Annotated in this window: 21 protein-coding genes; 9 read left to right on the top strand and 12 right to left on the bottom strand. The window is 70.8% G+C overall.

Translation table 11 applies throughout. The annotated features are described in order from the left end of the window. Positions 1–34: 34 nt before the first annotated feature. Positions 35–613: a helix-turn-helix transcriptional regulator gene (locus ADK66_RS02725; RefSeq protein WP_053652210.1), complete on the bottom strand. Its 579-nt coding sequence runs from the start codon at positions 611–613 to the stop codon at positions 35–37. Positions 614–714: 101 nt separating this feature from the next. Between ADK66_RS02725 and ADK66_RS02720 the strand changes: the two genes are divergently transcribed. Further along, on the top strand, positions 715–1,965 hold the full coding sequence (locus ADK66_RS02720) for an HNH endonuclease signature motif containing protein (protein WP_082377160.1): 1,251 nt from the start codon (positions 715–717) through the stop codon (positions 1,963–1,965). A 305-nt stretch (positions 1,966–2,270) separates the two neighbouring features. Further along, a complete protein-coding gene (locus ADK66_RS02715; protein ID WP_053652208.1) occupies positions 2,271–4,406 on the top strand; it encodes an AAA family ATPase in 2,136 nt (711 codons plus the stop codon). Here the strand turns inward: ADK66_RS02715 and ADK66_RS02710 are convergent. Genes ADK66_RS02710 through ADK66_RS02695 form a run of 4 tightly spaced genes read right to left on the bottom strand, consistent with a single transcriptional unit; the run spans position 4,393 to position 6,692 of the window. Continuing rightward, entirely contained in the window at positions 4,393–4,998 is a 606-nt protein-coding gene (locus tag ADK66_RS02710; protein WP_053652207.1) for a hypothetical protein, read from the bottom strand. The two genes, ADK66_RS02715 and ADK66_RS02710, sit on opposite strands and share 14 nt — an antisense overlap. Before the next feature lie 4 nt (positions 4,999–5,002). Continuing rightward, a complete protein-coding gene (locus ADK66_RS02705) occupies positions 5,003–5,350 on the bottom strand; it encodes a YbaB/EbfC family nucleoid-associated protein (RefSeq protein WP_053652206.1) in 348 nt (115 codons plus the stop codon). Positions 5,351–5,361: 11 nt separating this feature from the next. Next, entirely contained in the window at positions 5,362–6,288 is a 927-nt protein-coding gene (locus ADK66_RS02700) for a WXG100 family type VII secretion target (RefSeq protein WP_053652205.1), read from the bottom strand. Then, positions 6,285–6,692 carry a hypothetical protein gene (locus ADK66_RS02695; RefSeq protein ID WP_231639872.1) on the bottom strand — a complete coding sequence of 136 codons (408 nt, stop codon included), beginning with the start codon at positions 6,690–6,692 and terminating at the stop codon, positions 6,285–6,287. Before ADK66_RS02695 ends, ADK66_RS02700 begins: the two co-directional genes overlap by 4 nt. A gap of 170 nt (positions 6,693–6,862) precedes the next feature. On the opposite strand from ADK66_RS02695, the gene ADK66_RS02690 reads away from it, so the two are divergent. From ADK66_RS02690 to ADK66_RS02670, 5 genes are all read left to right on the top strand, one after another. After that, entirely contained in the window at positions 6,863–7,501 is a 639-nt protein-coding gene (locus ADK66_RS02690; protein ID WP_053652204.1) for a hypothetical protein, read from the top strand. Then, positions 7,498–7,824, top strand: a complete 327-nt coding sequence (locus ADK66_RS02685) for a transcriptional regulator (RefSeq protein WP_053652203.1) — start codon at positions 7,498–7,500, stop codon at positions 7,822–7,824. The genes ADK66_RS02690 and ADK66_RS02685 overlap by 4 nt, the downstream gene beginning before the upstream one ends. Next, entirely contained in the window at positions 7,821–8,747 is a 927-nt protein-coding gene (locus ADK66_RS02680) for an ABC transporter ATP-binding protein (protein ID WP_053652202.1), read from the top strand. Before ADK66_RS02685 ends, ADK66_RS02680 begins: the two co-directional genes overlap by 4 nt. Before the next feature lie 11 nt (positions 8,748–8,758). Beyond that, positions 8,759–9,496, top strand: a complete 738-nt coding sequence (locus ADK66_RS02675; protein WP_053652201.1) for an ABC transporter permease — start codon at positions 8,759–8,761, stop codon at positions 9,494–9,496. Between the two features lie 95 nt (positions 9,497–9,591). Then, positions 9,592–10,356, top strand: a complete 765-nt coding sequence (locus ADK66_RS02670; protein ID WP_053652200.1) for a VOC family protein — start codon at positions 9,592–9,594, stop codon at positions 10,354–10,356. 28 nt (positions 10,357–10,384) lie between these two features. On the opposite strand, the gene ADK66_RS02665 is transcribed toward ADK66_RS02670, so the two are convergent. The 4 genes from ADK66_RS02665 to ADK66_RS02650 all read right to left on the bottom strand — a co-directional run bounded on the left by ADK66_RS02665 (position 10,385) and on the right by ADK66_RS02650 (position 15,418). After that, positions 10,385–11,200: an ABC transporter ATP-binding protein gene (locus ADK66_RS02665; protein WP_053652199.1), complete on the bottom strand. Its 816-nt coding sequence runs from the start codon at positions 11,198–11,200 to the stop codon at positions 10,385–10,387. Next, positions 11,197–12,303: an iron ABC transporter permease gene (locus ADK66_RS02660; RefSeq protein WP_053652198.1), complete on the bottom strand. Its 1,107-nt coding sequence runs from the start codon at positions 12,301–12,303 to the stop codon at positions 11,197–11,199. Before ADK66_RS02660 ends, ADK66_RS02665 begins: the two co-directional genes overlap by 4 nt. 22 nt (positions 12,304–12,325) lie before the next feature. After that, a complete protein-coding gene (locus ADK66_RS02655; RefSeq protein ID WP_053652197.1) occupies positions 12,326–13,261 on the bottom strand; it encodes an ABC transporter substrate-binding protein in 936 nt (311 codons plus the stop codon). 276 nt (positions 13,262–13,537) lie between these two features. Continuing rightward, entirely contained in the window at positions 13,538–15,418 is a 1,881-nt protein-coding gene (locus ADK66_RS02650; RefSeq protein WP_053652196.1) for a M14 family zinc carboxypeptidase, read from the bottom strand. A gap of 211 nt (positions 15,419–15,629) precedes the next feature. Between ADK66_RS02650 and ADK66_RS02645 the strand changes: the two genes are divergently transcribed. Then, on the top strand, positions 15,630–16,967 hold the full coding sequence (locus ADK66_RS02645; protein ID WP_053652195.1) for a C39 family peptidase: 1,338 nt from the start codon (positions 15,630–15,632) through the stop codon (positions 16,965–16,967). Between the two features lie 59 nt (positions 16,968–17,026). Here ADK66_RS02645 and ADK66_RS02640 read toward each other — a convergent pair whose 3' ends face one another. The 3 genes from ADK66_RS02640 to mqnE form a co-directional block, all read right to left on the bottom strand. Next, the gene (locus ADK66_RS02640) at positions 17,027–17,332 is read right to left on the bottom strand and encodes a DUF4229 domain-containing protein (RefSeq protein ID WP_053652364.1); all 306 of its coding nucleotides are present in this window, start codon (positions 17,330–17,332) and stop codon (positions 17,027–17,029) included. 71 nt (positions 17,333–17,403) lie between these two features. After that, on the bottom strand, positions 17,404–17,841 hold the full coding sequence (locus ADK66_RS02635; protein WP_053652194.1) for a hypothetical protein: 438 nt from the start codon (positions 17,839–17,841) through the stop codon (positions 17,404–17,406). A 23-nt stretch (positions 17,842–17,864) separates the two neighbouring features. Continuing rightward, positions 17,865–19,034, bottom strand: coding sequence for an aminofutalosine synthase MqnE (gene mqnE / locus ADK66_RS02630; protein ID WP_053652193.1), 1,170 nt, complete (start codon positions 19,032–19,034; stop codon positions 17,865–17,867). A gap of 255 nt (positions 19,035–19,289) precedes the next feature. Here mqnE and ADK66_RS02625 point away from each other — a divergent pair, with 255 nt between their 5' ends. Then, on the top strand, positions 19,290–20,843 hold the full coding sequence (locus ADK66_RS02625; protein WP_053652192.1) for a C40 family peptidase: 1,554 nt from the start codon (positions 19,290–19,292) through the stop codon (positions 20,841–20,843). The last annotated feature ends 65 nt before the right edge of the window (positions 20,844–20,908 follow it).

Below are 20,908 nucleotides of genomic sequence, written 5' to 3'. Positions count from 1 at the left end.
AATAATCCTTCACAACTCGTCGACACAACCCCCCTCAGGCCAGCGGCACCACCCGGTACTGCACCGCCACGGAACGAGCACCCTCCGGCGGATCGGTACGCCGACGCGGGTAATACGGCCTGAGCAGCGCCAGAACGGCCTCGTTCAGCTCCGCCAACTCGTCCGCCGTCACCAGGAGCAGCGTGTCGTTGAACAGCGCAACGTCGTACCACTCGGCGGGCTCGTCCCCGGCGCGCCGCAACCAGTCCCGGGTCCGCTCCATGGCCCGGACGGCGTGCGCCTCCACAAGCGCCTGCTCCGCAGCCCGCGCCTCGGGCCCGGCCTCGCGGCCCGCATCGACCATCACACTGGCGTTCACCGAGCGCCAGACCCGCTCGCGCGCATCTCCCCGGCTCGGCGCCTGCTCCACCAGGCCGAACTTTGCCAGCGCCCGCAGGTGATAGCTGGTCGCGCTCGGCGACAGCCCGACGATCTCCGCGCACTCGGTGGCGGTGCCGCCACCATCACGGCTGCTCAGATACTCCATGATCGCGATCCGGGCCGGATGGGCGAGCGCCCGCATCACCTGAGGGTCGCTGATCATTCGACGCGGTTCGGGACGGGCCTCGGTCATGTGCCCATGATCCCGTCCGGCCACCCGACCCGCCATCACCCCCGCACCCCGCCCATCCCCCACCCTCAAGAATTGTCGTACGTATGTTCTATCGTCTCCTCATGTTGCAGGCGTTGTCGCAGGCGAGCGGTGCCGTCGACGACTGCGCCTCGGCCTCCCTGTGGGCGCTTTCCGACGCCGAGTTGCTCGCATCGCTCGACGCGGCGCACGGGGCGTCGCAGCGGCTGGCCGCCGTCGAGCTGGGTCTGGTGCGCGAGCTGGACGCCCGCGGCCTGGCCCTCACCGAAGGCGCCACGTCCACCGCGGTCTGGCTGCGGGATCGACTCCGGCTCTCCGGTCGGTCCGCCCGCCAGCTCGTTCAGCTCGCTGCCACTCTCGACGCCGCGCCGACAGCAGTCCGCGACGCCGTGCATGCCGGCGCCATCAGTGTCGAGCAGGGCCGCGTCGTGGCAGAAGCCGTCGCCGCTCTTCCGGCCGAGGCAGCCCCGGAGGTCGCCGACAAGGCCACCCATCTCCTGATCGCGTGGGCCGACCGGTTCGATCCGGCCACCCTGAGCCGTCTCGGGGAGCGCGTTCTCGCCCATGTCGCGCCCGACCTGGCCGACCAGGCTGAGCTGGCGGCCCTCGACCGGGCCGCCGCACGGGCCGAGGCCCGCAGGCACGTCACCCTCTCCGACCAACAGGACGGGCAGGTACGCCTCAGCGGCAGCCTCGACACCGAAACGGCGAGCCTGCTACGCGAGGCGATCGATCCGCTGTGCGGCCCGACAGGCGCGCACGATGACCGCAGTCCCGGCGAGCGTCGGGCGGACGCGCTCGGCGAGATCTGCCGGCTGGCGCTGCGCACCGGAGGCCTGCCCGACAACGGAGGCGACCGGCCACAACTCGTGGTGACCGTTTCGCTGGACGCGCTGGTAAACGGCGTACGCGCCGGCACGCTGGAGACGGGCGGGCGCCTCACGCCAGGCGCGATCCGTCGACTCGCCTGCGATGCCGCCGTGCTGCCGGCCGTGCTGGGCGGCGACAGCCAGATCCTTGACGTCGGGCGTCAGCGCCGCCTGTTCACCGGGCCGCTGCGCCGCGCGCTGGTGCTGCGCGACGGCGGCTGCGCGTTTCCCGGCTGCGACCGGCCGTCCCGATGGTGTGAGGGCCACCATGTCCATCACTGGGCCGACGGTGGCACGACAGCGTTGGGTAACGCGGTTCTGCTCTGCGGCCACCACCACCGGCTCCTCCACCAGGGCGACTGGGCGGTCCGCATCGCACCCGACGGCAGGCCCGAGTTCCTCCCACCCCGCTGGCTCGATCCGCTCCGCGTCCCACGACGAAACCTCTACCACCGCCGCTGCTGAGAGCCGAGAGCACCGGATATCCAGCGCGGACCTGGGCGGACGATCCAACAGCTGGCGTTCCCCCGTCCCGCCGCCACGCCACGCCACGCCACGCCACGCCACGCGACGCCTCGCCACGCCACGCCGACTCTTCCGGGTGGTCGCTTCGGTAATTCGGTGGAAGGGCGCGGCTCGGGAGCGTAGGGTTGCAGCCCGCTTGACGGCCGAGGTGAGCTGCACCGGAACGGGCGTCGTCGCGCCGGGCGGCCGGCCATCCGCCCCCGGACACGCGAGCGAGCAGCAGATGTGAACGATGGGACGTCAGCATGCCCGCACCCGACCTCGACACCGACGTAAGCACCCGCCTCGACACGGACCTGGCCGCCGAGCGCGCACACCTGGCCACCTCCCGGGCGGCACTCGCACGGATGCGGGAACGCGCCGAATCCCTCTTCGCGACGGGTGACCAGGTGGCCGGCGACGCCTACGCGGCGGAGACCCTCGGTCGTACGCTGGCACGCCGGGTCGCCGAACTGGCCGACGATCCGACCACACCGCTCTTCTTCGGCCGCCTCGACTTCGCCGAAGTCCCGGACCACGAAGCCACGAACAGCGAAGACACCAGCAGCGGCGACACCAGCAGCGGCGATCATGGCGGTCGGCGGTATCACGTCGGGCGGCGGCATGTCACTGACGAGGGCGGCGAGCCGCTGGTGCTGGACTGGCGGGCACCGGTTTCCCGCTCGTTCTACAGGGCCAGCGCGCGTGACCCGCAGGGGGTGGCGGTTCGGCGGCGGTTCGGATTCAGCAACGGGATGCTCACCAGCTTCGAGGATGAGCGGCTGGATCGGGGCGAGGAGTTGGGCACGACAAGCCGGATCCTCACCGCCGAGATCGAGCGGCCGCGCGTCGGGCCGATGCGGGACATCGTGGCAACGATCCAACCCGAGCAGGACGAGTTGGTCCGGGCTGACCTGGCCGACTCGATCTGTGTGCAGGGCGCTCCCGGCACCGGGAAGACGGCGGTCGGCCTGCACCGGGCCGCGTACCTGCTCTATCTGCACCGGGAGCGGTTGCGGCGGGCCGGCGTGCTGATCGTGGGGCCGAACCGGGCGTTCCTGTCGTACATCGCGGCGGTGCTGCCGGCGCTCGGCGAGGTCGAGGTCGAGCAGGCCACGGTCGAGGAGTTGATCGCGCGGGTGCCGGTCCGGGCGGTCGAGGCGTCCGCGGTCGCCGCGCTCAAGCACGACGCGCGGATGGCCGACGTGCTGCGCCGCGCGGTGCAGGCGCAGATCGGCACGCCTGCCGACTCGATCACCGTGTCGGACGGTTCGTTCCGGTGGCGGATCGGGCTGGAGCCGCTGCACCGGATCGTCGAGGAGACCCGTCGGGAAGGGCTGCCGTACGGCACGGGCCGCGAGCGGGTCCGGGCACGGGTGGTGGGTCTGCTGCAACGGCAGGCCGAGGCGCGGCGGGCCGAGTCGCCAAGCGACGCGTGGCTGCGCCGGATGGGCCGCTGCCGACCGGTTGTCGACTTCCTGGACGCGGTCTGGCCGGCGCTCACCCCGGAAGGGCTGGTGCACAGCCTGCTCTCCGACCCTGCTCGACTCGCCGCCGCCGCGGACGGCCTGCTCACCGACGCCGAGCAGGCGCTGCTGACCTGGGTGAAGCCGGCCCGTACCGCGAAGGCGACCCGCTGGACCGCCGCGGACGCCGTGCTGATCGACGAGGCGTCGGGGTTGCTGGAGCGGGCCTCCGGGTTCGGGCACGTCGTGGTGGACGAAGCCCAGGACCTCTCCCCGATGCAGTGTCGGGCCATCGCCCGGCGCAGCGAGCACGGCTCGGTCACCCTCCTCGGCGACCTGGCCCAGGGCACCGCGCCGTGGGCTGCCACCGATTGGCGGGAGTCCCTTGCCCACCTGGGCAAACCCGACGCGGCAGTGGTCCCGTTGACTGTCGGTTTCCGGGTGCCCGCAGCAGTGGTGGCGTTCGCCAACCTGCTGCTGCCGGCGCTGGCAGTGAACGTACCGGCGGCCGAGTCACTGCGTCGCGACGGCGGCCTGGACGTGCGTACCGTTGCCGATCTGACCGCCGCGACGGTGACCGAGGTGCGGGCGGCGCTCGCGCACGACGGCTCGGTCGGGGTGATCGCCGCGGACGAGGCGGTCGACGCGCTACGGGCGGCGCTTACCGCCGACGGCGTCGCCACCGCGACCGCCGACGACGTCACGACCGCGGAGCGGGTCACTGTGGTGCCCGCGACGCTTGTCAAGGGCCTGGAGTACGACCACGTGGTGGTGGTCGAGCCGGCCGCGATCGTCGCGGCCGAGCCACGCGGGCTGCACCGGCTGTACGTGGTGCTGACCCGCGCGGTGTCCCGGCTCTCGGTGCTGCACAGTGAACCACTGCCCGAGCCGCTGCGGACGGCACCGCGGCAAGCAACTCGGGTCAGCGGGTGGTGAGGGCTGCGGCTATCTCGCGCAGAGGCTTGCCGGGCTCGGCGATGGGCACTGTGAAGGCCAGCCACGAGCCGTCGACGAAATCGATCCGGAGTCGCTTCGGGTTGAGCCGGTGCCAACCGACGCGCGCGCCGGCAATCGCTGCGCGGGGCGTCGACCACACGATCCGGGTTTCGGCCACCGCCCGCTCGTCGTCAGCGCTGCTCGACCAGAGCTTCAGCGGCCCGGACGCGCACACGAGCAGCCGCTGGTCGGTGACGGCGAGGATGGTGGCCTCGACGGTGATCGCCGGGGGTACCGGCCGCCGGGAGTGTTGCAGCGTGGAGGCGGACGAGCCGGGCGCGCCCCGGCCGGCGATCCCGTAGGCGATGCGGTCGACGAGCCGGTCCCCCGCTGGGAAGGAGATCAGCGGCGAGAGCAGGTTGAGCAGAGCCCCGGAGACGCCACCCCCACCGCTGGAGCTGACCTGATGCTCCTCGACCGGCGGGTCGTGCGGCAGCGCGCCCTGGGCGATGCGCGCCTTCGCGACGGCGAGCAGCCGCTCGCCCGGCTCGACGAGTTGGGTCAGCCGTTGCTGGTAACTGGTGTCGGCCATCGGCTCAGTATCGGTCCGGGTCGTCCTCGGCCGCTTTTCTGGCACCGGGCGCGTCGCCGATCACCTCGCCCACGAGCTCGCTGACCCGGGCGGCGGCCGCCTCCTGGGCGCGGGCAGCCGCGGCGGTGAACTCCTCCGCCAGCGTGTACGAGTCGAGGCGCATGGCCCGCGCGTCGATCTCGGTCGACATGATCGTGCCGTCGGCGGCGGCGGTGACCCGGACCAGCCCGGAGTCGCTCGTGCCCTCGGCGTTGCTCTGCTCGATCTCGGCCATCTTGCGGGCCAGCTCACGTTGCCAGCCGTCCAGGTTGCGGGCCAGCGCCTCGATGCGGTCCAGACCGGGAAAGGTCATGTCGGGCCCTCTCAGGTCAGGATTGAGTCGAAGACATTCTGCACACCCTTGGCGTACGGGCCTAGATCATCGCTGTACGTACCGTCCACCAGGTAGTTGCGCTCCTTGGTGCCGTCGGAGATGTCATGCAGACCGACGCCGGTGTCAAGCACGGCACCACCGATGCCCGGGATGTTCACAGGAGACACCTGGTTGACGAGGAACTTGCCGGGAAAGAGCGTCTTGAATTTCTCGATCTGGAACGCCCGGGCCTCAGCCGTCCAGCCGGACTTGTTCCACGCCCGGTACGCCTTCTTCGCCTCGCGGACTTTCAGCACCGTCTCGCGGTACGTCATCAGCATCTCGGCGACGTTCTTCATCTTGGCGGCGAGTTTCGTCAGGATCTCGCCGAACCGCGCGACGATCTTGACCATCCGGCCGACGGTGGTGGCGAGCTTGCCGAGCACCCGGACGACCGTCGCCGCGAGCGAGATGCCCGCGCTGAGCGCCGCAGCCACCGCCGCGATGATCACTTCGGTGAGGAACCAGAGCAGGAATTCGAGGATCAGCTCGACAAGCAGGTTGAACGCGTCGACGGCCGCGTTGGCCGCGTCGACGAGCACCTCCTTGGTGCCGTCCAGCCCACGGGCCAGTTCCTCGATCGCCTCCTCCACCGACTCCATCGAGGCGTTGAAACTCTCGGCGGCGTCGCCCTTCCAGGAACCGCGCAGGCGAGCCCGCTGCTGCACCTGCTCATCGGCGATCTCGCGGACCGCAGCACCGGCGGTCAAGCAGCGCTCAGCAGCGCGCATCAGGTCGTCCGGTTCGCCGGCGACGAGTTCGAGCAACTGCTCGAAGGGCCACAACACCGCGTTCGACAGCGGCTTGAACGGGTCTGGGGTGCCGGAGACGATCTGCTCGAAGTACGTCTTGTTGCGCTGCAACGCCTCGGTGCTCACAACGGCACCTGCCCACTCGGGCCAGCGCCGGGCGAGGAGGGGCCCGGCGACCAGGGCCCGGGCGCCAGGACGTCGGGCGCGGCCGGACGCCCGGGCACGAACAGGTCCGTGTTTGCCACATCGGAGCCGGTGTAGGCGTCGGCGGAGTCGATGAGCCCTTCGGCGATGTCCGCCATGACGTCGGCACCGTCGGCCAGCCCCTGCAGGCACGCCTCGAACTGCTCGGCGTACGTCGCCGAGAGGCTGAACGACGCCGGCATCACGCCGAAGGCGTGCCGTGGCACGTTTCCGTCACCGAACGAGCGGTGCAGCTCGCGGAAGCGGGCCGCCCGGTCGGTGGAAGCCGACGCGAACGCCTTCAGGGCTTCCGGATCGACCTCCGTCTCATTGCTCGGGCTCGACACGGACCCTCCCCTGTGTCCTGTGCGACCAATCAGTCGCCACGGCCTCCCACCATAGGCACCCCGCGCCGCTGTCGGTGCCCCGGCAGGGGAACAGGATGCCGCCCGAGCACTCCAGCAGTGCGACCACCTGCGGACACCGGGCCTTGACTTTGCAGCGTAAAGTAGTTTGCGTGGAACCCAACGATGATCTGCCGCCCTCCGACGCGGCAGCCGCACTCCAGCTGATCCGGGACCAGCAGGCGGCCACCGCACGTCGGCTGGAGCCGGACGCCCGGCTGGTCTACTGGCCGTGGGGTGTGGCCTGGCTGATCGGCTTCGGGCTGTTCTTCCTGCGCTTCGCACCCGATGGTCGGGTGCTGGTCCGGCTACCGGATTGGCTGCCGTTGACCGTCCTGTTCGTCCTGCTCGCGGCTGCCGCAGCGGTCCAGGCGGTCGCCAGCGCGCGGGCGTACGGGCAGGTCAGTGGCGACTCCGCGGTGCGCGGCCGCTGGTACGGCTGCGCCTGGGCCCTGGGGTCGGTGAGCGTGTACGCGGCGGTCGGGCGAATCTCCGAGCACCTGCCAGCCGACCAGGCCAGCCTGCTCTGGTCGGCGACCGCTGTCGGGCTGACCGGTGCCCTGCACATGGCCGGCGGAGCCATCTGGCTGGACCGCGACCTCTTCCGGCTGGGCGCCTGGATCAGCGTGATCAACGTGGTCGGCACGATCGCCGGGCCCAGCTGGCACGCGCTGGTCATCGCGGTGGCCGGCGGAGGCGGAATCCTTGCCGCCGGAGCGGTCGCCCGACGACGACAGCGGCAACGGTCGTGACCGAACTGGACCCGGTCATCCACGCGCAGGCACGGCTGCGGGTGGTCGCCACCCTCTCCACGCTCAACGACGGCGACCGGATCGCCTTTCCCCGCCTGCAGGATCTGCTCGCCATGACGCCCGGCAACCTCTCCGTGCACCTGCGCAAGTTGGAGGACGCCGGCTACGTGGAAGTCACGAAGACCCACCGTGGACGCACCCCGGCCACGCTGATCCGGCTCAGCAGACGCGGTCGGCTGGCGTTCGAGGAATACACGGAGGCCATCCGCACCCTGCTCGACCCCACCCAGCTCGATCCGACCCCGTCGAAGGAGCAGCAATGACACTCGCACGCGCCGACCAGGCCAGCCGCCGGTACGGCGACGTCCTCGCTCTCGACCGGGTCGACCTGGAGGTCCGAGCCGGTGAACTCGTCGGCCTGCTCGGCCCCAACGGCGCCGGCAAGAGCACCCTCATGAACCTGCTTGTCGGCCTGCGCCGCCCCAGCTCCGGCCGGGTCGAGTTGAACGGCCGCGACCCCCGCGACCCGACCTCCCGTCGACAGATCGGCGTCACCCCGCAGGAGACCGGCCTGCCGGGCACGCTGCGCGTCGGCGAGGTCGTCGACTTCGTCTCCGCGCACTACCCGGACCCGGTGCCCCGGGGTGAACTCCTCGACCGCTTCGGCCTGGGCGACCTCGCCCGGCGGCAGACCGGTGGGCTCTCCGGTGGGCAACGACGTCGGCTGGCTGTGGCGTTGGCGTTCGTTGGCCGACCCCGGCTCGTGCTGCTCGACGAGCCGACCACCGGCCTGGACGTGTCCGCCCGGCACACCCTCTGGGACGCGATCCGCGCGTTCCACGACGACGGCGGGACCGTCCTGTTGAGCAGCCACTACCTGGAGGAGGTGGAGGCGCTGGCCCGCCGTGTGGTGGTGATCGGGCAGGGCCGGGTGCTCGCCGACGACACGGTGGAGGCGGTACGCGGCATCGTCGGCGTACGCCGGGTCAGCCTGGTCGCCGACGCGCTGCCAGGGCTGCCCGGTGTGGTACGCACCGAACGGATCGACGGCCGGCTGCACCTGCTCACCACCGACGCCGACGAGTTGGTCCGGGCGCTTGTCACCTCCGGGGCCACCTTCGCGGACCTTGAGGTGCGGCCGACCTCGCTGGAGGAGGCGTTCCTCGCCATCACCGGCACCGACCAGCACGTTGCCGAAAACCAGACCTCCGCCGTCGCTGCCGGCGGCCGACCCACCGCCGTTTGAGGAGGCGCACCGTGCAGCTCGCCCTGGTCCACGCCCGCTACCAGCTTCTGGAGATCATCCGGATTCCGGTGGCCGTCTTCGGCAGCGCCTTCTTCCCGGCCGCCGCCATGATCTTCTTTGTGGTGCCGTTCGCCGGTGACGATCCGGTCGGCGCCACGTTCGCCACCGCGTCGATGGTGACGTTCTCGGTGATGAGCGCCAACATCTTCCAGTACGGCGTCGGGGTCGCCGAGGACCGCGACCAGCCGTGGAATCCGTACACCCGGACCCTGCCGGCCGGGTCGGCACCCCGGTTCGCCGGTCGGGTGCTGGCCGGCCTGGCGTTGACGTACCTGTCGCTGATCCCGGTCGTGGTGATCGGCGCGACCCTTACCGCGGCCCGGATCACCCCGCTGGCGTTCCTGTTGTCCGCCCTCACAGTGGGCCTCATCTCGGTGCCGTTCACCCTCATGGGGCTCGCCATCGGCTATTCGATGCCGAGCAAGGCAGCCATCGTGGTGGCGCAGGTCGTCTTCCTGCCGCTGGCGTTCGGCGGTGGGTTGCTGTCCGCGCCGGGCGAAGCGCCCGGGTTCATCGAGACGATCGCGCCGTTCCTGCCCACCCGGGGTGCGGCCGAGCTGATGTGGTCGGCCGTCGGCGACTACACGGTCCAGCCACTGGCACTGATCATGCTCGGCGTCTGGGTGGTGCTGCTCGCGGCGCTCGCCGGCTGGGCGTACCGGCGGGACGAGGGTCGCCGGTTCAGCTGACGATTCGTCCGTTTCCGCCCCGAGCCGCGGCGGGACGGTGCCAGGATTCCGGCAGGGGTGCCGTCGTGGTCACCCCGGCTGAGAGGGGTCTTGACGTGAGCACCGTCCCGCCGGGTACGCCCTGCTGGGCCGACCTGGCCACCCCGGACCTGGCCGACGCGCGGCGGTTCTACCCCGAGCTGTTCGGCTGGACCGGGCGGGTGACACCGGAACCCGAGGCTGGCGGCTACACGGTCTTCCTGCTCGACGGACAGCCGGTCGCCGGAGTGGGACCACCCGCGATCCCCGACCAGGTGCCGATCTGGTCGACGTACCTCGCCACCGACGACGCGGAACTCGTCGCCGGTCGGGTCGAGCGGGCCGGCGGGCAGGTCGTGGTGCCGCCGTTCGAGGTCTTCGACCGTGGGCGGATGGCGGTGTTCGCCGACCCGGCGGGCGCCACGTTCAGCGTCTGGCAACCGCAGGCCATGGCGGGCGCCGAGGTGTTCAACGTGCCCGGCGCGATGAGCTGGAACGAACTGGTCACCCCCGACCCGGAGGGCGCGAAGGTCTTCTACGAGCTGGTGTTCGGCTGGCAGCCGGACGAGCAGCCGATCGGCGGCATGACGTACACCGGGTGGCGGCTCGGCGCGCGGATCGTCGCCGGGATGATGCCGCCGTTCGCCGACGACTTCCCGGCCGACCTGCCCGCGTACTGGACCGTGTACTTCGCCGTGGCCGACGCGGACGCGGCAGCTGCCCGTGCCGCCGAGCTGGGCGGGACCATCCTCGTCCCGCCGCGCGACATCCCGACCGGCCGGTTCGCCTCCCTGCGCGACCCCCAGGGCGCCCTCTTCTCGGTGATCGACCTGGGCCCCTGACCAGCCCCGCGCTCGACACCCGGGAGGGTCAGGGGGTGGGACGGGGGCGGACGGGGACCACGAGGGGGCCGTGGGTGCCGGGGACGACGCGGACGCTGGCCCGGTAGTGGGTGGCGAGGAGATGTTCGGTGAGTACCTCCCGGGGGGTGCCCGTCGCCACCACCTGACCGTCGGCGAGCATCACCATCCGGTCGGCGTACTCGCCGGCCAGGGAAAGATCGTGCATGGTGGCCAGCACTGTCAGGCCGTGCGCGTGGCGGAGCTGGTCGACGAGTTCCAGCACCTCCTGCTGGTGGCCGATGTCAAGCGCGCTCGTCGGTTCGTCGAGCAGCAGCAGCGTCGCGCCCTGGGCGAGCGCCCGCGCGAGGAAGACCCGCTGCCGTTCGCCGCCGGAGAGGGTGGCCAGCTCGCGGTTGTGGAAGCCGGCGAGGTCCAGCCGGTCCAGCACCTCGTGGGCGGCTTCGACGTCCGCGGCCGACTCCCGACCCAGCGGCGAGATGTACGGGGTACGGCCGAGCAGCACGTAGTCCAGCACCGGCATGCCGGGTGGCACCACCGGGGACTGCGTCACGGTGGCCACCACCCGGGCGCGGTCCCTGCGGCGCAGCGCGGCGCTCGGCGTACCGAAGAGGGTGATCATGCCCTGCGCGGGCAGCAGGCCGCCGACGGCGCGCAACAGGGTCGACTTGCCGGCGCCGTTCGGGCCGATCACGGTGACCCACTCGCCGGCGGCGACGGTCAGGTCGACGCCGGTGAGGATGGGGTTGCCGTCCAGGCTGACGTGCAGCCCACGCACCTCGACGGCCGCCGCGCCGACCTCCCGGGGGGCGGGCACGGGGCTCATGTGAGCACCCGCCGGGCGGTGCGCAGCACGAGGACGAAGAACGGACCGCCGAGCAGTGCGGTGACCACCCCGATGGGCACCTCGGCCGGGGCGGCGGCGGTCCGTGCCACCACGTCGGTCAGTGCCAGGAAGGCTGCGCCGAACAGCATCGACAGCGGCAGGATCACCCGGTAGCTCGATCCGAAGAGCAGCCGAACGGTGTGCGGGACGATGATGCCGACGAAGCCGATCAGGCCGGTCGCGGAGACCGCCGCGGCGGTACCGAGTGACGCGGCGGCGATCAGCAGGTAGCGGGAGCGCTGCGGGTGCAGGCCGAGGCTCCGCGCCTCGTCGTCGCCGAGCGCGAGGACGTCCAGCTCGCGGCGGTGCAGCAGCACGACCACGATGGTCAGGGCGGCGTACGGCAGCACCAGCAGCACGTCGTGCCAGCCGGCGGTGGCCAGCCGGCCGAGCAGCCAGGAGTAGACCGACTGGATGCTGTCGGCGTGCCGTTGCAGCAGGTACGTCTGCCCGGCGGAGAGGAACGCGGAGACCGCCACCCCGGCCAGGATCAGCATCGCCGGGGACCGGCTCCGTCCACCGGCCGCGCCCAGCAGGTAGGTCATCGTCACGGCGAGCATCGACCCGACGAACGCCGCCAACGGGATCGTGAGCGGCAGCCCGGAGATCGCGCCCTGCCGGCCGGCACCACCGAGGGCGATCACCGCGGTGACCGCGAGGCCCGCGCCAGCGGCCACCCCGAGCAGGTACGGGTCGGCGAGCGGGTTGCGGAACACGCCCTGGTAGCAGCCGCCCGCGAGGGCGAGCAGGCCACCGACGAGCAGACCCAGCACGACCCGGGGCAGCCGCAGCTCGGTCACGATGGCGATCTCCCGCTCGGTCAACCCGCTCTCCAGGTGCACCCCGGGGATCAGGTTGAGCAGCTCGGCGGCGACGCTGCCCGGCGGCAGGCTGACCGGGCCGAGCGACACACCGGCGACGAGCGCGACGAGCACCGCGAACACCCCGGCGACCAGCCAGCGTTTGCGCAGGCCGGCGGGCCGGGACGCGAGCTGCGTCCCGGTCCGCCGGGTGGTTGGTGCCGGAGTGGACACCGTGGGCACTCCGGTCACCGACGGACGTCGGTCACGCGGGCACCTTGGCGACCGCGTCGATGACGACCCGGAGCAGGTCCACGATCCGCGGGCCCCAGCGGGAGGCGATGTCGTCGTCCAGCGCCACGACCTGGTTGTTCTTCACTGCCGTGACCCCTGCCCAGCCGCTGCGGGCCTTTACCGAGTCGGCGTTCTGCTGGCAGCACTTGGCGTCGGCCAGGAAGACGAAGTCCGGGTCGGCCTTGACGATGAACTCCTGGGACAGCTGCGGGTAGCCGGCGCTCTTACCGTCCGCGTCGGCCGGGTCGGCGATGTTGGTCAGGCCGGCCAGGTCGTAGATCGAGCCGATGAAGGTCTTGCTCGTGGCGCTGTACAACTCCGGGCCCAGCTCGTGGAAGTAGGTGAGCTTCTCGGCGCGCTGCGGCAGGTCCTTGGTGAGCTTGGTGATGTCGTCCTTCATCCGGGTGGTGACATCGGTGGCCTGGTCGGCGTGCCCGGTGAGCGTGCCCAGGTCGGTGATCTGCCGGTAGGTGTCGTCGAGCGTGGTCGCCGCCGGGGTCAGGTAGACAGGGATCTTCAGTTTGCCGAGCTGGTCGACGATCTTGTTCCGGTCGTCGGAGAGCACCACCAGGTCGGGGTTCTTGCTGGCGATCGCCTCGGCGTTCGGCTGGAAGCCGGACAGGTCGCTCTTGGGCGCGTCGGCCGGGTAGGTGGACTGGTCGTCGACAGCTGTGACCTGTGGGCCGGCGCCGATGGCGAAGAGCATCTCGGTGGCGGTGGGCGCCAGCGACACGATCTTCTCGGGCCGCTTGTCGAGGGTGAGCGAGCCGACCGTCACCGGGAAGCTGGCACTCGCCGAACTGCCGCCGGCCGCCGGCTGGTTGTCGGCCTTCTCGGCGCACGCGCCGAGGGCGAGCGCGGCGACCGCGAGGGTCGCGGCGAGGAGCCGGGGGGTACGTCTGGACATCGAACCTCCTGTCGGTCGAGGAGTGTGGTGCTTCGCCGACAGGGCTTCCGTACGCCCGCCCGCGAGGCGCCCTTCCTCGAGAGCGCGTTTCGCGACCTATCCGCAGGCGACCTGGCTCGTCCTCACCGTCAGGTGAGGCATCACAGTTGCGGGACAGCGCCGGGTTGAGCACCGGCTTCGCTGCGGAGTGGTCGGTTAGACGGTAGCGCACCGCTGGATCTGGAGGCTCGGAGCGGGTGGTGGGGCCCCGCAGGGGCGGAACGGGGCCCCACCCGATCAGGAGGCGGTGATGGTGACGTTGTCCACAGCCGCCTCCACGAGGCTCGCGCCGGAGGCGTCCGCGGCCTCGACGAGGATCCGCACGGACTGGCCGGCGTACGGGGTGAGGTTGAGGTTCGCCACAGCCCAGCTGGCGTTGCGGTTGGCCGCCGCGCCGGCCTGGGTGAGCAGCACCGTGGTGCCGCCGTTGTGCACCACGCTCACCCGCAGGTAGTCGGCCGACGACGAGTTCGAGCCGTGGGCCAGGTACCAGGCCAGCGAGAGGGTAAGCGTCCCCGAGGACGGCAGGGTCACCGCCGGGGACCGGGCACTTGTCACTCCGCCGTCGACGTCGTAGTCACCGGCAGCCGAGCCCGCGAGCCGGCCGGTGACCAGGTCGTTGGAGCCGGCGTACGGGGTGAGCTGCTTGGCGCCCGAGGAGTTGGTCGCCTGGGCGGCGCCCCGCTCCCACGCCCCGCTGGTGGCGGCGTCGGTGCCGGACGGGTTGGTGGTCCAGCCGGTGGAGGTCTCGAAGGTGTCCGACCAGACCGTGGTGCCACCACCACCGCTGCCGCAGTACTGCGCCTGCTTGCCGATGACCCGGTACGGGCAGTCGGCGTACTCGCTGAGCAGCAGCACGGCCTCGCGGTTGCGGCTGGTCTGCGCGGGGATCACCTCGTCGGGCGGGTAGAAGCCGCCGCCGCTTGCCGATCCCGGATACATCTCGAAGGTGTACGCCCAGATGTTGTGGGTGGCCCACATCCAGTCGATGCTGTCACCGTCGGTGATGTAGAGGTCGCTGGACTGCTCCGGCGTGTAGTTGTTGGTGGCCGCCATCTGCTGTCCGAGGGTGGCGAAGGTGTTGTACTGGTCGGCGCTCATTCCGGTCGCAGTGTTCGCCGTGGTGTAGCCGTAGGGCCAGAGCACCAGCTGTGAGTACGTGTGGAAGTCGATGTTCGCCTTGATCTGCTGTGTTCCGCCGACCACCCGACTGTTGACGAAGTTGCGCAGCGCCTGCGTCTCCGGTGCGGAGAACGCCGACGGGCCGCGGTAGGTCTCCGACGAGGTCGAGCCGGACGAGCCGCCGCAGCAGCCCCAGTTGTAGCCCCAGTTTCGGTTCAGGTCGGTGCCGACGTTCGACGAGCCGCTGTTGGGCTGCCGGTTCTTGCGCCACGACCGGTACGAACCGGTGGCGATGTCGTACTCGCTGCCGTCGGGGTTGACGGTCGGCACGATCCAGATCTCCCGGGAGTTGACGATGTTGGTGATCCGGGAGTCGCTGTTGTAGCTGTCGGTGAAGAGGTTGAGCAGGTAGATCGCCATTTCGACGGTCAGGTGCTCGCGGGCGTGCTGTTGGGAGTTGAACAGGATCTCCGGCTCGTTCTCGTCGGTACCGACATTGTCGGAGATCTTCACCGCCATCAGGTCGCGGCCCTCGTACGACGTACCAATGCTGATCTTGCGAGCGATGGACGGGTGGTCCGCGACGACCTGGTTCACGACGGCGGTCAGCTCGGCGTAGTCGTGGTAGTTGGAGTCGGCGGGCGGGAAGGCGAGCGTGCCCACCTCGCCGGCGCCGCGTTCGGCGTTCGGTGGCGGGGCGAGCGGTTCCAGGCGGAATCCGAGCCTGCCGATCGCGGCGGCTTCGGCGGCGGTGGCCGAGATGTGCAGGACGCCGTGCTCGGAATAGTCGATGGCGGCCCCGGTGCGGGCCACCGCGTTGCGGTCGGCGAGGGTTCGGGGCCCCAGCACCCGGTAGCTGGCGGCGGCCGATGCGGCGGTGCGATCCGGCGCCGGTTTCGCGGCGACCGGTCCGGCGGCCACTGTGACGATGCCCAGCCCGGCGACGACAGCGAACGCCAGGGCACGGCGGAGAGGATTGGGCGTGCGGAGGGCCATGTACTACCTCCTCGGAGGGCGGGACATCCCGCTCGGTGATGCACACTTCACCACCAGCGACATGGTCATATCAATATCCATCGCTGCCTTATGCATCCCAGATTGACCATCGCGGTGGCAATGATTTTCTGCGCTCGAACATCTGGCGAAACTTCCCGCCAAGCGAGAAACTGACCAGCGACGATGCCCCTCTCGACACCGCGGAGCACCCATGGCCAGACCCCGCCTGCACGCGGCCGCCCTCGCCGGCGTCAGCGCGCTCACCCTGCTCGCCACCATGGCCCCCGCGTCAGCGGGGCGACCGCCCACCCCCACCCACGACGAGCAGATCACCTTCCAGGACTGGTCCGGCCCCGCCGACTGGCACCGCGGCAGCCAGGCCGGCACCCGCGTCGTGCCCGGCGCGCGATCCGGGGTCACCCTGGCCCGACCGGCCGGCACCATCGAGTACGCCGACCCGCACACCGGCACCACACGCACCTGGGAGTACGGCACCTGGACCTCGCCGGTCACCCGGATCGGCTTCGACGCCACCGAGCTGATCGCCTCCTGGAACGCCGAGACCCCCGCCGGCACCTGGATCCAGGTGGAGATGCAGGGCAGCTACACCACAGGCGACCAGACGCCCTGGTACGTCCTGGGTCGCTGGGCCTCCCGAGACACCGACATCAAACGGACAAGCGTCAACAGGCAGGGCGATCCGTGGTCGACGATCTGGACCGACACGTTCAGCATCGACGACGCCGCCGCCGGTGTGCTGCTGCGGTCGTACCAACTGCGGCTGACCCTCTACCGGGCGCCCGGGCAGACCGCCGCGCCGGTGGTCCGGATGCTCGGTGCCATGAGTTCCACAGTGCCGGACCGGTTCACAGTCACGCCGAGCGCCGGGCGCATCGCCTGGGGCGTCGAGCTGCCGGTGCCCCGCTACTCGCAGAACGTGCACAGCGGGCACTACCCCGAGTACGACGGTGGCGGTGAGGCGTGGTGCTCGCCCACCTCCACGGAGATGGTCGTCGAGTACTGGGGGCGTAAGCCGTCGGCGGCCGACACCTCCTGGGTGGACCCGACCTACCCCGACCCGACCGTCAACCACGCCGCGCGGATGACCTTCGACTACGCGTACGACGGCGCTGGCAACTGGCCGTTCAACACCGCGTACGCGGCCAGTTTCCCCGGCCTGGAGGGTCGGGTCACCAGACTGCACTCACTTGACGAGCTGGAGCGTTTCATCGCCGCCGGCATCCCGGTGGTGACCAGTCAGTCCTTCCTGGCCAGTGAACTGGACGGGGCGAACTACGGCACCTCAGGGCACCTGTTCGTGGTGGTCGGCTTCACCGCCGAGGGCGACGTGATCGTCAACGACCCCGCCTCGTCCAGCAACGACGTGGTGCGCAACGTCTACAAGCGCGCCCAGTTCGAGCAGATCTGGCTGCGTACCAAGCGCATCAACGCCACAGGCGGCGTCTCGGGCGGCTCCGGCGGCATCGCGTACCTGATCAAGCCGGTTTCAAAGCCCTGGCCCCGGGTCGCCGGTTCCACGAACTGGTAGCGGGTGATCAAGAGGTCCGCGTCACGGGGAGAGCCTCCCTGGTGACGCGGACCTTTTGATCAACGCGAGGGTCGGTCCGTGGGGGGATCGCTGTCAGCGTCGGGGTCGGAGGTCGAGGGCTGGTCGTCGCCGGCCAGGGCGGAGCGCAGGCGCTCCTTCTCCGTACGGCGGCGCTCCGCCGCTTCGGCCATCTCCTGGGCCATCTCGTCCCGGAAGCCGCGCAGCAGGAAGAAGGAGAGCGCGGCGGAGAACGCCAGCGCCAGAATCAGCTTCAGGAAGATGTCCATGTCGACGAACCAGAGGCCCGCCAGCACGGCGACGAACAGCCCGAGCCGGCCCAGCGTGTACTTGACCGCCGCGCTCACCTGCACCACTCCGTTCCCTTGCTTGCCCGCCGTGCGGCGGAAAGATCGACCCACCCGGCGGGCGGTCGGGGTCAGCCGGTCCGGCGGGCCAACCAGCGGACGCCCGTAAACCACACAGCCGCGTACGCAACGGTGAACGCCGCCGCCGCCAACGCGCCGGACAGCAGCGGCGGCAACCCGGAGCCCAGCCCGGCGATCAGCAGACCCGAGACCACACCGACAGCCGCCGCGACAAGCGCCGCCACCACCCGGGCGGCACCGAACTCCCACGCCCGGAAGTCGTCCCAGAACAGCCAGGCCGGCAGGATCACCGCCAGCCAACCGTTTGTGTTGCCGAAATCACCGGCACCGAACGAGGCGAACGCCAACTCGAACACCACGAGCGCCAGCACGCCGATGACCAGACCGGCCAGGCACACGCCCAGCAGGTCGGCCAGGGTACGGATACGCCCCTGGTCGTCCCGACGGGGAAACCCGCCCTGCTTCTCGGACTCGCGCTGCTCGGTCATCGACTGCGAGGGTACGTGGTGACTCAGGCCCAGACCTGCTGCGGTTCGGCGCGGCGCTCGGCCAGCGACGGCGCCTTGTCGTACTCCCGAACCACGTTGTAGCGGGTGTCCCGCTCGACCGGCTGGAAACCGGCGTCCCAGATCAGGTGCAGCAGGTCGTCGCGGTGCATCGTGTTCGGGGTGCCGTACGAGTCGGCGTCATGGGTGATCTTGTATTCGACCACCGAGCCGTCCAGGTCGTCCACGCCGAAGTTCAGCGAGAGCTGAGCCACCGAGAGGCCGTGCATCACCCAGAAGTTCTTCAGGTGCGGAACGTTGTCGAACAGCAGCCGCGAGACGGCGAACGTCTTCAGCGACTCGGCCGGCGACGCCATCGTGGTACGCGCCTGGATCCGGTTACGGATCTTGCCGTCCGCCGAGTCCACGAAGTCGTGCTGGTAACGCAGCGGGATGAAGACCGCGAAGCCGCCCGTCTCGTCCTGCAACTCCCGCAACCGCAGCACGTGGTCGACGCGGTGCCGGGGCTCCTCGATGTGGCCGTACAGCATTGTCGCCGGGGTCTTCATGCCCTTGCTGTGCGCCAGCGCGTGGATGCGCGACCAGTCCTCCCAGTGGCAGGCGTGGTCGACGATGTGCTGCCGGACCTCCCAGTCGAAGATCTCCGCGCCACCGCCGGTCAGCGACTCCAGGCCGGCGTCCATCAGCTCGTCGAGGATCTCGTCGGCGCTCAGGCCACTGATCTTCTCGAACCACTGCACCTCGGTCGCTGTGAAGCACTTGAGCTTGACGTTCGGCAGCGCCGCCTTCAGCTCACGCAGCACCTTCGGGTAGTAACGCCACGGCAGCGTCGGGTGCAGGCCGTTGACGATGTGCAGCTCGGTGAGCTGCTCACCCTCCATCTCCTTGGCCTTGCGGACCGCCTCGTCGATGCGCATCGTGTACGCGTCCTTCTCGCCCGGCTTGCGCTGGAACGAGCAGTACGCACAGGACGCCGAACAGACGTTCGTCAGGTTGAGGTGCCGGTTGACGTTGAACATCACCCGGTCACCGTTCAGCTCGGTGCGCTTGTGGTGCGCCAACCGACCCAACCAGGTCAGGTCGTCACTCTCGTAGAGCGCGACCCCGTCCTCCCGGGTCAGCCGTTCACCGGCGTACACCTTCGCTTCGAGCTCGCGCTTGAGTCCGGCGTCCATGGCACGTCCCTTCCACCTGCGGTCCCGGTCGAGCGTACGTCGGCGCTCCGGCACTCGCGGCGGCACGGTCGGCGACAGCGATCCGCCCAACCGGCTCGACGACCCTCTCAACAGACTCTCAGCCTCCCGTAACCCGGCGACGCATCGACAACGTTGGCGGGGTGCGGTAAGACAGGGTGGGGCGGAACTCACACTGGTACCGTCCCGGCGGCCGCGCCCAACCGAGCGCGGAGGCGAGCACGGGACGGGAGCGGAATGGTCGACAGCGAGCGCGGGCGACGGCAGCGACGACGGAGCCCGGTGATCTCGCCGGTGCTGCGGCCGAAGCTCTGGGCCGCCCTGCTCGGCGCGATCGCCGCCGCCGTGCTGGCCACCCCCGCGTACGCCGATCCGGCAGTGCCCGCCACGGTGCCGGACACCGGCTCCCGACCCGCGGCGGTCGGTGAGCTTCGACTGCCCGGCAGCGCACCCGGCGCCGGCGTCCCCGTCCCGCCGGTGGTCAACATCGGCGCCGGCCCGCTGGCCGCCCAGATCGCCGCCGCCGAGAGTCAGGTCGGCCTCCTCGGTGACGGGTTACTACAGAGCCGGCAGAAACGCACCGACGCGCAGGCCAAGCTCCAAGCCGCCGGCAAGGCGCTGGAGACCGCGCAGGACGCCGTGCTCCGCGCCCAGCAGGCGGCCGACTCGGCTGCCTCCGACGCGGTCAAGGCCGCCGCCGCGCTGCCGCCCGGCGACTTCGTCAACGACATTCAGGGGTTGAGCCGCCTCCAACGGATCAACCGTGGCGAAAAGGTCGAGGGGGCCACCGCCGGCGTGGCCGGTGAGCTGACGCGGGCACGTGCCGGCGAGCAGAAGGCGTACGAGGCGCACGCCGCCGCCAAGACCGCGCTCGAGGCCGCCGAGGCGGAGTTCACCACCGGCGAGAAGGCTCTGCGCACCGCCGAGGCCAGCCTGGTCACCCTCCGCAAGAACAACGCGGCGCAGCTCATCGAGCTCGAACGCCAGCAGGAAGCCACCGAGCAGCAGCTCGGAGCGGGTTACGTCGCCGGCCAGAGCACAAACGGGATGGCCGCGCACCCGCGGGCGCTGGCCGCCGTCCGGTACGCGCTCGCCCAGCTCGGCGACCCGTACAAGTGGTCGGAGGAGGGTCCGAATTCGTTCGACTGCTCCGGCCTGATGTGGGCGGCGTACCGGTCGCCGGGTGCCGACTACTTCGACCTGCCCCGGGTCTCCCGCGACCAGTACGCGGCCACCCGGGCCCGTACGGTGCCGCAGAGCGCACTGCTCCCCGGCGACCTGCTGTTCTTCGCCTCAGGCAGCAGTTACACCACGATCCACCACGTCGGCATGTACATCGGCAACGGCAAGATGGTGCAGGCGCCCACCACCGGCGACGTGGTCAAGATCTCGGTAGTCCGCTGGTCGCGGCTCTACGCAGCCACCCGGGTGATCGGCGCGGTGCCCGCACCGGCCGTACCGACAGTGCCGGTTCCGCCGGTGCCGCCAGCTCCGCCGACGAAGCCGACGCCCACCACGAAGCCGACCCCCACCACCAAGCCGACGCCGACGACGAAGCCGACTCCCACACCGACCACGCCGACCACGCCCAGCCCGACGCCGACGCCGACGGGCGGCACCACGCCGACCCCGACGAGCGGCCCGGGCGGCAGGCCGACGACGACGCCTCCGCCGCCGACCACGGCACCGGCCAGCGCATCGGCCACCGCAACGACGACCGCCACGCCCGAGACCAGCAAGAGCGGGTCCACCAGCACCAGCCCGACGGGCAGCCCGAGCACCGACGGCTGACCCGCCACCGCCGCCTCTGGCTGTCCGCTCGGGACGATCTGTGGCACGGTGACAACCAGGCACAT

The organism is Micromonospora sp. NRRL B-16802, assembly GCF_001279555.1.
GTDB lineage: Bacteria > Actinomycetota > Actinomycetes > Mycobacteriales > Micromonosporaceae > Micromonospora > Micromonospora profundi.
This window is presented reverse-complemented; position numbering and strand designations above follow the sequence as displayed.

Bases quoted from the DNA above. Each gene is read 5' to 3' on its own strand.
- ADK66_RS02720 (WP_082377160.1), top strand. From the start codon at position 715: ATGTTGCAGGCGTTGTCGCAGGCGAGCGGTGCCGTCGACGACTGCGCC.
- ADK66_RS02725 (WP_053652210.1), bottom strand. From the start codon at position 613: ATGACCGAGGCCCGTCCCGAACCGCGTCGAATGATCAGCGACCCTCAG.
- mqnE (WP_053652193.1), bottom strand. From the start codon at position 19,034: ATGGACGCCGGACTCAAGCGCGAGCTCGAAGCGAAGGTGTACGCCGGT.
- ADK66_RS02665 (WP_053652199.1), bottom strand. From the start codon at position 11,200: ATGAGCCCCGTGCCCGCCCCCCGGGAGGTCGGCGCGGCGGCCGTCGAG.
- ADK66_RS02655 (WP_053652197.1), bottom strand. From the start codon at position 13,261: ATGTCCAGACGTACCCCCCGGCTCCTCGCCGCGACCCTCGCGGTCGCC.
- ADK66_RS02635 (WP_053652194.1), bottom strand. From the start codon at position 17,841: ATGACCGAGCAGCGCGAGTCCGAGAAGCAGGGCGGGTTTCCCCGTCGG.
- ADK66_RS02710 (WP_053652207.1), bottom strand. From the start codon at position 4,998: ATGGCCGACACCAGTTACCAGCAACGGCTGACCCAACTCGTCGAGCCG.
- ADK66_RS02645 (WP_053652195.1), top strand. From the start codon at position 15,630: ATGGCCAGACCCCGCCTGCACGCGGCCGCCCTCGCCGGCGTCAGCGCG.
- ADK66_RS02680 (WP_053652202.1), top strand. From the start codon at position 7,821: ATGACACTCGCACGCGCCGACCAGGCCAGCCGCCGGTACGGCGACGTC.
- ADK66_RS02625 (WP_053652192.1), top strand. From the start codon at position 19,290: ATGGTCGACAGCGAGCGCGGGCGACGGCAGCGACGACGGAGCCCGGTG.
- ADK66_RS02715 (WP_053652208.1), top strand. From the start codon at position 2,271: ATGCCCGCACCCGACCTCGACACCGACGTAAGCACCCGCCTCGACACG.
- ADK66_RS02705 (WP_053652206.1), bottom strand. From the start codon at position 5,350: ATGACCTTTCCCGGTCTGGACCGCATCGAGGCGCTGGCCCGCAACCTG.
- ADK66_RS02650 (WP_053652196.1), bottom strand. From the start codon at position 15,418: ATGGCCCTCCGCACGCCCAATCCTCTCCGCCGTGCCCTGGCGTTCGCT.